Annotated in this window: 7 protein-coding genes; all 7 read right to left on the bottom strand. The window is 44.2% G+C overall.

The window, feature by feature from the left end; all coding sequences use genetic code 11:
• Positions 1-289: 289 nt before the first annotated feature.
• Entirely contained in the window at positions 290-2,371 is a 2,082-nt protein-coding gene (locus tag RTP55_RS01310) for a bifunctional 2',3'-cyclic-nucleotide 2'-phosphodiesterase/3'-nucleotidase (RefSeq protein ID WP_312383654.1), read from the bottom strand.
• A gap of 206 nt (positions 2,372-2,577) precedes the next feature.
• Complete coding sequence (locus tag RTP55_RS01315; RefSeq protein WP_312383656.1) at positions 2,578-3,672, bottom strand: SIP domain-containing protein; 1,095 nt, start codon at positions 3,670-3,672, stop codon at positions 2,578-2,580.
• Positions 3,673-3,749: 77 nt separating this feature from the next.
• The gene (locus RTP55_RS01320; protein WP_312383657.1) at positions 3,750-5,882 is read right to left on the bottom strand and encodes a TonB-dependent siderophore receptor; all 2,133 of its coding nucleotides are present in this window, start codon (positions 5,880-5,882) and stop codon (positions 3,750-3,752) included.
• 137 nt (positions 5,883-6,019) lie between these two features.
• Positions 6,020-7,714: a multidrug ABC transporter permease/ATP-binding protein gene (locus RTP55_RS01325; RefSeq protein WP_312383659.1), complete on the bottom strand. Its 1,695-nt coding sequence runs from the start codon at positions 7,712-7,714 to the stop codon at positions 6,020-6,022.
• Positions 7,715-7,809: 95 nt separating this feature from the next.
• Positions 7,810-10,056 (bottom strand): TonB-dependent receptor, encoded by a 2,247-nt coding sequence (locus tag RTP55_RS01330; protein WP_312383661.1) that lies wholly within the window; start codon positions 10,054-10,056, stop codon positions 7,810-7,812.
• 105 nt (positions 10,057-10,161) lie between these two features.
• Entirely contained in the window at positions 10,162-12,225 is a 2,064-nt protein-coding gene (fhuB, locus tag RTP55_RS01335; protein ID WP_312383662.1) for a Fe(3+)-hydroxamate ABC transporter permease FhuB, read from the bottom strand.
• A complete protein-coding gene (locus RTP55_RS01340) occupies positions 12,218-13,126 on the bottom strand; it encodes an ABC transporter substrate-binding protein (protein WP_253852240.1) in 909 nt (302 codons plus the stop codon). Before RTP55_RS01340 ends, fhuB begins: the two co-directional genes overlap by 8 nt.
• Positions 13,127-13,160: the final 34 nt, after the last annotated feature.

Genomic DNA, 13,160 nt, shown 5'->3' on the forward strand with positions numbered 1-13,160 from the left:
TCAGCTCCCTATTCCAAATCACCCTCTTTATTCGTTTAAAGGGGGTGTTTTTTTGCTTTGTAGTTTCTCAAGATGTTTTATATTTGGTATTATCAGAAACTTAAAATGCTGAGACACAACCTTTATGAAAACCAAACGACAAAACACAAGTGTCGTAAAATCTGGTGTAAACGTAAGAAGGATGGCATGTCAAAGCTTGTACGATGTATCATTAAATTCTTTATAAAATAGAAAAAGTGTGGCAACTACCACACTTTTAAAAATAAATAAAATACAAGTTTTTTGGCGATTAGTTTGATAAATCTATCGCATAATCTGCCAAGCCTTTATTTGAACCGTCGTCATTATTTACGACGCTAATATTGGTTAGTCCTGCTTTTTGGGCAAAGTCAATTTTGTTTGCACTCGATTTAAAGGTTACAGGACCCGCTGTTTTCACTTTGACAAACCGCCAGCTACGACTGCTACCATTATTGGTTAAAGATAAATTCTTAGCCGCTTTGATGTAGTTAATCAGCACATCACGATTGGCATCCGGTGATTCAACTACATTGGTACTATTGATGCTGTAGTATTCCTTTAGACCTGATGCACGATAGTTATTGGTTGCGATGATAAATGGTGCGTTTTCTTCAATCGGCTTGCCTTTGTAGGTTAAGTTTTGGATACGGCTACCGACAGGTTTAGTCACATCAATCTCATATTGCACATCGGGTGAGGTAAACATATCAAAGTTATACCCAGGAAAAGTGCTGATTAACGCTTGTGGCGTAGTAAGGCTTGGGTTTATTTGATTAAAGCGTTTGGCAGAATTCTCTAGCCATTTTTTGATATCACTGCCTTGTATTTTTACTGCAAACACGGTATTTGGATACAGGTATAAATCAGCCGCATTGTTAATAGCAATATTGCCTTGAGCGACATCCGTATAATCTGAACCCCCTGCAAATCCGCTTTTAAATGGGGCACTCACTGATAAGACAGGGACATCTTTATATTGTGGCAAATTGGCATTAATGTAATCGCTGATATAATTGGCTTGGGCTTGGTTGACCACTTGAATCGCTGACACATCACCCACATCAGCAAAGTAAGAAGTCATTGAGAAATCGGATGTACCGATTGGGGTTTTGACATAATTAATAGTGGCATTATGTTCTGCCTGAATTAATTGAGCCACTCGCGGGTTAGCTGCGACAAAAGTTTTATCAGCATTTTGGATAGTACGCACTTCCACTTTGGTATTGTTTTTATTGACGACCCATTTTTTGCCATCAAAGGTTAAATTCAATTTGATGACGCCTAACCCTTTGCCCCAAAAACTTGGCATGACAGCAGGGACGTTGTTTAATAAGCCATTAACTTTATCAATACCTGCCTGGTCTAAGCGGGTGTCTTTGCTATTAGCATCAGGAAATACTTGATGTGTGTGTCCCATCAAAATCGCATCAATACCTGCCACTTGTGATAGATGCCAACTGGCGTTTTCCATCGTTGGGCTGTATGGTGAGGTATCAATACCACCATGTGACAAGGCGACAATGACATCTGCACCTTCAGTTTTCATTTGTGGCACGTATTTTTCTGCCATTTCTTTCGCACCGGCGGTGGTGACTTTACCATCTAGCCATTTTTTGTCCCATTGCATAATACCGGGTGTGGTAAAGCCAATGATGCCAATTTTTAGCGGTACGGTAACCGTCTTACCGTCTGGTGTGGTTGCCGTAAAGGTTTTGGTAATGATTTTATAAGGCTTAAACAGTGGCTGATTATTGCGAGCGCTAATGACATTGGATAAAACCAAGGGAAAGTCTGGTCCTTTACAAGCACTGGCACTTGCAGTTATGCCATCAACATTAAACTGATTGCCTGTAATTTGATTAAGATAGTTCAACCCATAGTTAAATTCATGGTTACCAATCGTACCTGCATCGTATTTTAGGTCATTCATAACCTTATAAATGCCCAGTGTTTCGTCACATTTGACAGGGTTCACCGTTGCTTGATAGTCACCTAAAGCACTACCTTGAATGGTATCACCGTTATCTAGCAAGATATTATTGGCAGATTCACTACGAGCGTTATTGATAAGCGTTGCGGTTCGCTCAAGCCCCAGACTTTTGTCTTCTGTCAACTTGTAATAGTCATAACTCATGACATTATTATGCAAATCTGACGTTTCAAGAATAGTAAAGTTAAGGTTGGTATTGGTAGCGATTTGCTGTGGTTTAGGGTCATTACTTTCATTATCATTGTTATTACAAGCAACAAGTGACATGCTTGCTACAATCATGGATGTGGTGAGGCAAATGCGCTTGATTTGGATATTTTTATAATGATGGTTTTTATAATGATGGGTCTTATAGTTCATGATAGCTCACTAAATTAGGCTCAAATAAGAGCGTTGATAAATTTGTGAAATATCATAGAAAGGTTGCGTGACAAAATGATGAATAAATAGGGGCTAATAAAATTCGCTGCCCGCTGCTTAATCTCAACCGACCCTGCAAACAACCAATTGTTACGACTAAGCACTCACGTATGCATCTGATTGTCTGCCCAATTCTTGGATAACCCTTAGCTTGCTCGCCAATACACCTTAAGTACGCTATTATCCCGACTTAACTGTAATAACTCATCCAATAACAAACGCAGTTTTTTCGTTGTTGTCGCTTCAAGACCACCCCAGATGTGGTCAATTTTGTGAGGATGTTGTTGTAAAAAATCTTGCAGTGTCGTAAAAATCTGCGTATGGGGCAGTTGGTTATCATTCGCCACAATTGGCAACACCGTTGCAGGATACTGGGCTAAAACGTCTTCTAAATAAGCCAAATCTTGCTGGCTTTGTAAAAAGGTCAGTACAATCGGCGGTATTGTCTGCTCGCTCATTTGCCACTGCTCTAACAGTCTGGCTACGGTCGGTAGTGAGGTTTCATCAGCGATTAATAGACTTTGTCCCTGTGGCTGATTAACATCGAGATGGTCGATTTTTTCGGGGAATTCTCGCTCACTGGTAAACACATCGCCTGTTTTTAACGATTTTACCCAAGTTTCGCCAAGACTGATTTCGCCGTTTTTTTCTCCATGACAATAAATATCTATCCAAGCCAGGTTTTGCGTTTCGCCGTTTTCATTCACGGTTTGCCATGCCTTGCGAAGCGTATAATAACGGTAGGGGCGGGGGTGTTTTTTTAGGTCGGTGTCAGGCAGTTTGACATCAAACAAAAACGCATAACCTGCCGGTAAATCGGATAAATCGCTATCTGTTTGCACTGTCAAACGATACATATGGTGACTAACCGCTTCCACGCTTTGCAGACAAAATTGACGCTGCTTGATGTCAATGGTTTTTTTACCTTGTTTGCGGTCACTGCGCTGCAATAAGGCGACATACTGGTCGTTAAATTTTTCAAGGGTTTGGGTTGGCTCACTAAATGCCAAAAGCTGATTGTCTAAGTGCGGCTCGTTTTGCGCAAATCGCAAATCCAACAGCAAGCCTTGTTGATAGATTTGGCGTAAGGTCGCATTTTTCAAGGTTTTTTGCTGAACCTTGGTTAAGTTTAGCAAGCCTAATGCCATGTGTTTCATATCATCGCTGTGGTCTTCGTTGATGTGATCGATGATGTCGGCAATTTCGGGGTCATCAAATAAAGTCAGATTTTCTGGGTGCATAGAATGTAATTTTTGTTAAAGGGCGATAAGGAAAGGACTTGGGGCAACAAGTCCTTTGTTTAAATTTATGAACATGATTAAAACTTCGCTGTTAAGCTAACACTGGCTTGTCGCTCTGCGCCCATCCAGCAATTATTGCGGTCATAACAACTACCCACGTAGGTTTTGTCAAACAAGTTACTGACAGTCAAGCCCACATCGAACGTGGGGTTAATTTGATAACTACCAGCCAAATCGACCAAGGTGACGCTTGGCAAAGTATCTGAGTTTTCTCTATCAATCTGCATCCCAGCGATGTGCCGCACACCCACTTGCACCGCGGTTTTGGCGTTGGGTTTCATACTTGCCCACAGTGTGGCGTTGTGCTTGGCAATTTGTTGCGGGGTATTGCCAACCAATTGCGGATTAAACTCATCCTTGGTGATTTCGGCATCGACATAACCATAGCCGACACCCACATTTAACCAATTGTTGAAACGATGATCGGCAGAAATTTCAAAACCTTTTGACGTGGTTTCACCTGTTTGGGTTTGTTTGGTCCAGTCGATGGCAGTGACCTTGTCATTTTTGCGCGTGATATCGTAGGCAGACAACGTGGCTTTGGTAGCTTTATCTGGCGAGTTGTATTTTATGCCGACTTCAACTTGGTTGGCGGTGGTGGGTTTAAAGGCTTCACCTGTAATATAGTTGACACCTAACACGGGTTGAAATGACTGAGCGTAGCTGACATAGGGGGCAAAACCATTGTCAAGTTGATACAGGGCTGACAATCGCCCAGATGTTTGGTTGGCTTCGTTGACGGTGGTTTTTGCATCGCTACCTGTGGCAGTGGTTTTGGTGGTGCTTTTATAGTCATCGTGGCGTAACCCTGCGACCACAGTGAGCTTGTTCCATTGCATTTCATCTTGTAGATAAACGCCGAATTGACTTTGCTCAATATCATCGGTTTGTTGATAGCCTGTCAAACTAAGGGCCGTTTTGCTAAATAAATCATAATCAGGATCGCTTAAATCGATAATGGGTATGCCATTGTACATGGCATCTGCGTACTTAGCCGTGCTGTCAGTTTTTTGATAGTCCACACCCAATAATAAATTGTGCGAGGTATTATCGGTAATCAGATTATAAGCCAATTGGTTATCGGTTGCCCAGTTGGTCATTTTTTCATCAGTCGTGTAGGCGGTGCGTATCAGCTGGCTGTCTGAGCCTTCGCTAAAGCCTTGATGGTAGGTGTTTTTTTGTTGGGCGTCGGCATCGGTATAACGCAAGGTATGTTTAAAGGTTAATAAATCATTGATTTTCCAGTTGATGGTCTCGCTTGGCATAAAGACTTTTTTACTAAAATCATTCCATTTATCGCCGGCGTAGGCATCCGCGTCTAACTTACCATAACTGGCTTTATACACTGTGCCAACGCTTGGCAGTGGGGTAGAAGGAACTTGATGAGGGTCATCTTGATAATAAATGTTGGCAAGTACCGAAACATTTTTGTTAGGTTTGTATTCGATAGAGGGATTGATTAATACCCGTTTTTCTTCGGTCGTTTGCATTTGTCCGTCTTTTTCACGGGCTAATGCCACCATGCGATAATTGGTGGTATCGTTAATAGGACCTGTGCTGTCAATGGCGATTTCTTTAAGATTATTGGTGCCCGCCCGTAGTCTGATTTCATTTTCGGGGGTGCTTTTTGGGGTTTTGGCGATTTGATTGACCATGCCGCCCGGCTCATTATAGCCGTACAGTGACGAAGCAGGTCCCTTGAGTACTTCCACAGCTTCGGTGGCATAGGCATCGACTTGGGGCATTAAATTCCAAGTTCCATCATACGGCAGACGCATCCCGTCATAAAAGTTGGAATAATTCTTAAAACCACGCAGGGTATATTCGTCAAAGATGCCAACCGTCCCACGACTTTCGCTACTGACACCTGGCTCATAACGCAGTGCACTCGCCACACTGTCTGCTTGGCGTTGCTGCAATGTCTCTTGCTCGATACGAGAATAACTCATGGGGGTTTTTTCGGGGTCAAGGGCGGTCTTGGTAGCGGTGGTGCGGTAAGCATCACTACGAATGACCAAGGTATCTAATGTGGTTTCAGGTGCATCTTCGCTATTGGTCGCAACGTCTGCCAGCACTTGACTGGTAAAAATATGACTAATACCCACCGCCAAACTAGCCCGTATTGCTACTGATAAAAAAGATAAACGCATAAGTGACCCCGCCCTAATAAATAATTACAGAAATTTACAGTATGTTAAAAGTAATGAAAATAATAACAATAATTATTCTCATTTGCAATTATATTTAATCCGCTTTTACGAGGTTTTAGGGCAGGTCGTATAGATTCTTAATGCTCACCAATCACTGTAATGGCATCTAGACTGGCTTTTTCGCGTTGCAAACCGGTCAGCTCGCTGAGTTCGCCATTTTTCATCATCAACAATCTATCCGCCTTTTCAAAATAGCTGTCATCATGACTGATAATAAACAGCGTTTTGCCCATTTTTTGCAACATGGGAATAATAGTGTGATAAAACACACGGCGATAGGCAGGGTCTTGGTCGGCAGCCCATTCATCAAGCAGTAAAATAGACTTTTCTTCGGCGACAGCAAGCAGCATGGCAAGGCGTTTGCGCTGCCCCTGCGAAAGTTCGGTGGCGCTAAGTTGGTTATCGGTGACGCTGACTTTTTCTTTGATGGCTAAAATATCTAGCCAATTATCGATTAACTCGGCATTGGGCGTATTTTGCGCGCTTCCCATCACAGTTTTAAACAGATAAAAATCGCTATAAATCGCTGAAAATAACTGGCGATAATGGGGGTAATGTTCTGAGGCGACAGGCTGGTTATCGATAAAAATACCGGAATTTTCCGCAAATTTAGGCTGATATAACCCTGTGATGAGCTTGGCAAGTGTGGATTTTCCGCTACCATTGGCGCCAATTAAGAACACCACTTCGCCGCGTTTTAACGTAAAGTTGATATGCTTTAAGCCAAAATTTGCGCTATTGTCATAGTGATAATTTATATTTTTAAAAGTAATGACTTGCCAATTTGGGGTTAAAATTTGGGTATCAAAATCTGGGCTATAGTCGGCAAGCTGTAATGACTGTATTTTTTCCAAGGCAACTTTAGCCGTTTGCACGGTGGGAAATGCCCCAATCGCCATCAGTAAAGGCGACTGGATAAATAATACGGTGAGGGCAAACGTAGTGGCGGTGGCGGTATCTACCCAGTGATAAATATTGGCTAGGGCATAAATCACCCCAATTACGGCAAACATCATAATATTTGACCAGCTTACGGCTGATAAATGAAAAGTATCTGCTTTGACAATATGGTTGAAATAGTCGCTTGCGTGGCGTTGATAATCATTGGTAAATAGACGTTTGGCACGTTCACGATTTAACGCAAGTTCTTTTCGTCCATCAATCACCGCTTGATAATCTTGATACAGTGCATCATTGATTTCTCGTAATGTGGCTAAATGGGCATACACATGACCAACGAGTTTACTGCTGATAAAAATGGTCAGCGTAATACACCCCATGACCACAAGCAGCATTGGCAGAGATAAAAACCCCAAATAAACCGCGGTCGCTGTGCAGATAATCACCCCTTGCACCAGCTCAGGCAAGCGTACAAACGCCACAGTAATCGACTGCACATCGGTAGTTAAGCTGGCTAACAGCTTGGCACTACCGATTTTTTCAACTTGGGCGATTGAAGTATCTAAGATACGTTTTATCAGTTGCGAACGTAATTCAAACACAAAGCGATGCCCTAACTTAGTCAAGGCAAGCTGTGACATAAACGTTGTCGCTAATAAACCCATAATCGCTACCAAAAACACCGCTAATATCTGCCAACTGCCTAAGAGGGGATTATCAGTGCCGACTGCTGCGATTAAAAAACGGTTAATAAAGGCGATAATAGCGACATTCACCAAGGCATTAAGCAGATTGAGCAAGATGACTTTGATAAAGGCAAAGCGGTGCTGTTGCCAGATAAGGGTCATAAGGGGCATGGTAGTGGGGAACATGTATTTCCTGTTTAGCTTTTATTTTTTAGTCAGTTTCAAATAAAAATCGGACAAAGCAAGCTTCATCCGATGGCAAACGTTAACAATGGGTAAAATTAAAAATCAAAGGTCGCTGACAGCTTCAATGTGCGTGGCTCACCTAAGGTAAGATAGCCTGCACCGTTGTCACCTGCGGTATTTTCATAACCGCCTACCGATGACCAGTAGTCTTTATCGGTGACGTTAGCAATCACCCCTTTGAGCGTGACTGCTTTACCAGCAAGTTGGGTTTTATATCTTGCGCCCAAATCCACAGTGGTGTAGCCATCGACTGTTAGGGTGTTGGCATCATTGGCGTAACGTTTGCCGGTATGGATGACATCGCCTGTTAAGGTTAAGCCATCTACTTGTGGTAAATCATATTCTAGCCCTAGGTTCAACAGGTGTTTTGCCGCACCGATAACTTGCTTCCCTTCAGTGGCATCGCTACCGGTGTCTTTTTGTTGGGTATCAAGGAAAGTCACGCCGCCTAGCACTCGCATATTGGCGGTGGGTTGTCCATATACATTGAGTTCAACGCCTTTATGTTGGTTTTTGCCGTGCGCTTCAAAGGTGGTATCAACGGTAGTATAACGCGGCTTGTTGGTTTGAAAAGCGGTGAGACCTGCACCGATAACGCCGCGGTCGTATTTCACGCCGATTTCGCTTTGTTTGGTGACGTACGGTGACATGGCTTGATCTGCATTGGTCAGCTCAGTTGTTACGCCATCGATGGTGGTGGTGAGAGGGGCAGTTTCGCCTTTGCTAAGGCTTTGCATATAGTTAGCAAAGACTGACCATTCATCGCTAGGGCGATATAATAGGGCAAACGCAGGCGTGGTTTTACTTTCTTTATATTTGCCATTACTGGCTTGGGTGGTGGGGTCAAAACTTTCATCTTCAATGGTTTGGTGTCTTGCCCCTAAGGTCACTTGAAGTTTATCATCCATGAAGGCTAGGGTGTCTGCCAATGCCACACTGGTGAGCGTGGTTTCGCCTGTCTTGGTAGGATGGTTCATATCGCCGCCAGCCACCGCCGCCGCTGACCAGCTGGGTTTGGCGTACGAGGTTGGGTGATATAAATTGGTCGTCAGCGTGTTTTGCCAGTCAAATTGGTAAGGTGCTTTTGTCTGTGCTTTATAGATATTGCCAGACACTACCCAATTATGGTTGATTTTGCCTGAGGTCAGTTTACCACGGATACCGATTTCACCTGTGTTGATGTCGTCCTCACGGGCATTGTCAAAGCGGTAGGTGGTGCCATCGCCATTTAAATTGGTGACCATCAAGTTAGCGAGCGAGTTTTCTTCTTCGCCATGACGGAAACCATATGCGCCATAGGCAGTCAAATTTGGGCTAAGGTCATATTCAGCCCGTAATGTGCCAAACACATCTTTTTCATTTGAATAACTCCACGGCTGCGACCAGTTGCTTTTGGCATCAGCGGCATTGGGCACACGGGTCAAACCTGACAAGGTAACATTGGTGCGCGTTTTTTGCAGCTCGTTATTTTGATAGCCCAAATCTGCCGATAACCGCATGTTATCTTGGCGATAATCTAAACCCAAGCCGACCAACCCCAGTTTGGCTTTTTCATCATCGATTGCTGTACCGCCATCTTGATAGGCGACATTGGCACGCACACCATACGCTTGATTTGCGCCAAACCGTTGTCCCACGTCTAGGGCAATTTTACCATTTTCGGCATTTTCGCTGCTGATAGTGACTTTACGAATCGGCGTTTGAGTGGCACGCTTTGGCAGCAAATTGACTGTGCCCCCTTTATTACTACCCCCGGGTGCCATGCCATTTAGGAAGGTGCTAGCGCCACGTTGTACTTCGACCCGCTCAAATAGCTCACTTGCGATAAATTGACGAGGCATAATGCCGTATAAGCCATTCATCATGGTATCGTCAGAGTTGGTGACAAATCCGCGAATCAGATAAGCTTCTTGAAAGTTACCAAAGCCACGAGCCACACGCACCGTTGAATCTTTTTTTAGGATATCCCCAACAGAATCCGCTTGTTTATTTAAAATAAAGTCATTGGTATAGGCCGTGGTCGAAAAAGGCGTTTCCATGGTCGATTTATTACCCAAAATACCGATACGGCTACCGGTGGCGACTTGCCCACCTTGATAGGCTGGCGGTAAACCAGTTTTTGACGCATCCGCACTTGCAGTCACCACGATTTCATCGAGTAGGGTTTCTGTGGCAGCATCCGTGGTATTTGCTTCTTCTGCCATCGCCACGGTTGATAATAAGCCAACCGTACTTGCTGCCAAAGACGAACGCACGGCTAAAGATAATAGGGATAAACGCATATTCAATCACTCAAAAGACAATAGATAAAACATTGTTGCGAATGATAACAATTATTATTTTTATTTACAATAAGTAATGATAGCGTAACCAAAGAAGTTATGTTTTTAATTTTTCATACCTTTCATCAACCATAAAAAATATAAGCCGCCTACGATGGAAGCGATTGTGCCCGCAGGTATTTCATAGGGAAAAATCGCATAACGTCCCACCCAATCAGCAATCAACATCAGTCCTGCGCCCAGTAGCGCTGACAAGGCTAATTGGTGGGGTAACTGCACTGCCCCAAGTGTCTTGGCTAAATGCGGCGTCATCAATCCAATAAAGCTTAGCGGTCCAACCGCCAGTGTCGAAACAGTGCTTAACACTGCTACAAGACTAAAAATCAGTATTTCGCTACGTTTTACTGATACGCCCAAACTGCGAGCCATCGTTTCATCTAGGCTAATCACCCTAAGTGGCTTTAGTAGCAAAAAACTGAGCAAAAATAACACTGTACCAATGACCATTAATGCCCACGCCGTCACAGGATAAGCATGGTATGTTGTACCCGATAGCCAATTAAGCATCGCTTGTAAGCGAGGGTCGCCTGACAGTTTGATTAAAGTTAAAATACCACCCATCAATGCAGAAATCGCCACACCCACGAGTAACAAATAACTGGAGGATAGCCGACGAGCAAGCCACAAAACCAACAGTAACACCAAACCCGCACCTAACAGCCCACCCAATAAAGGCAATCCCAATGCCCAAAAAGAATCGGTTGCCAGTCCCAGTGTGCCTAATATTACTGGACTGAACACGAACACCAATACCACCCCCAATGCCGCACCTGAACTGATGCCCATCACTTCAGGACTTGCCATCGGATTTCGAGTCAAGTTTTGTAATAGTACCCCTGCCGTAGCCAGCATCAGACCTGTTGCCATTGCCGATAGCGTACGCGGTAGGCGAAAATTCTCGATAAAACTTGCCTCGGTATGCCACCCAAAACTGCCCATCGCATCAGGGGAAATATGTAATACACCTACTGTCACAAGCAGCAACAACCCTACCGAAACCGCCCAAAAACCGCCACCAAAATATCGGCGTTTGCTGACCAACAGGCTAGGGCTTTGTTCGGCAATCATGGGCTGTTTACTTTGTCGAATGACCAACCAAATAATCAACCCGGCACCTAATATCCCTGTGACCGACCCCACAGGCAGCGTTATGTTAAGTAATGGTTTGAACCAGGGTGACAGCAGCGTCACAATGTTATTAGTGAGCCATAACAACATCGCCCCAAAGGCAAATCCTGCCAGTAATCGTTGTCCAATCGGGCGAATCGCTACTACATTAACGACACTTGCCGCAGCCAAGCCCACAAAACTTAAAACGCCCACGCGGCTTACCACGCTTGCCGTGACTATCGCAACAAGGATTACTACCAACATACGCACGGCAGCCACAGGCACGCCCAAGGCTTTGGCTTGGCGTTCATCAAGGCTCATGATGGTTAAAGGTTTGACCAAAAACAACAAGATGACGGGCAGGACTAGGCTTATTAGCACAAAAAACTGGCTATTTTGCCAACTGGTTTGGGTTAAGTTACCGCTTTCCCATGCCATGACCCCCATAACCCTTTCTGAGAAAAAAATCATCAACAGTGAGGAAATAGCAGAAAACAAAATATTGACCACCAAACCACCCAAAATGAGCACCACAGGATTCATACGGCTGTTGGCAGCAATCGCAAACACCAAGCCCATACTCAGCAATGTCCCAACAAACGCCACCCAAAAGCTACCATACAAGCCAAAACTGGGAAAAAACAGCGTCACAATTAATAAAGCCAATTGTGCCCCTGTTCCTACCGCAAGGGTACTATCTGAAGCAAGGGTATTTTTGACCAATTGTTGTAGCAAGACACTGACTACGCCCAGTAATCCGCCGGCAAATATCGCCACTAACATAGTCGGCAAAATTTGTAACTGCGCCACCATTTGCGCTAAGGTCAGCGACTGTGAACTGGCAAATAATAACCACAATGCATCATGCCAAGTGCTGTTAAGGACTAAAGCCGTGGTTATTAAAACCAGCGACAATAAGCCACTAAAAAGCCAACAGGCAGGGGCATTAAAGGGCTTGGTAATTCGCTGGTTATGTTGTAGCCTAGTTTTATTATCCATGCGCCTTGCCCCCTAACCAATGAGCCTGATTTAATCGCTCGCCAAATACCACCATAGAAGACACACCGCCATACAGCCAAATCGGCGGTAACACTGCCATACAGCGGCTATTGTTAGCCCTTGCGCCATAGCCTAGCCGCTGCCACAGCAAATTCTTGGCTAATTCTTGACGTAGCATAGGACTAAACGGCTCAACCACTACCAAACAGGTATCATCATCAAGTTTTGCCAAATCACTCAATACCAACGAATTAAATCCCCAAAGATTACCTTTACCCATCTGATCTTCAAGTGTAATCAAATTTAACCCCATCACCTCAAATGTCGGTCGAAACAGACTATTGTTGGTATAAATCCGCAAATTATTGCTATCGGCAAACTGCACCACCGCAATTTTTTTGATGTGAGGATGTGTTTGGCGAAATGTCGCACCAAGCTTGCCAAGCTGTTTTTTTGACTGGGTTAAAAATTGCTGGGCGCGCTGCGGCTGATGAATAATTTCACCCAGCTGAAGTGTCGGTTCAGCATAGTCCTGCCAAGTCGCTATCGCGTTTTTTGACATAAAACTCACCGACTTATGGGGTGTGTTGCCGTAAGCAGGTCTTAGATGAGCATAAAAATCATTATCAATAATCACAATATTGTTAGAAGATGAGGTGAGTTGGGCAAGCCGTTCAAAGTTTGGGGTGAATCGTTCCCCAATATCGATAATATCACTTGGCAGCGCGGGCGTCCCCACCCATTCACGGTAGCTTTTGGTATCGCCTGTGGCAATCGGTGGATAGCCTAGGGCGGTGAGTGTCGAAGCCACCGCCCAATCAGGGGTGATGACTTTGACGCTGTGAGCCTCTGCGGGGGGCGCTTCAAGCTTTAAATCCCGCTGAGGCTGGCACGCTGTCAAAAAAAACAAAACAATTAGCAAGCAAAAAGCTCTC

Origin of the sequence: Moraxella sp. CTOTU47579, assembly GCF_032004885.1 — a bacterium.
Taxonomy (GTDB): domain Bacteria; phylum Pseudomonadota; class Gammaproteobacteria; order Pseudomonadales; family Moraxellaceae; genus Faucicola; species Faucicola tetraodonis.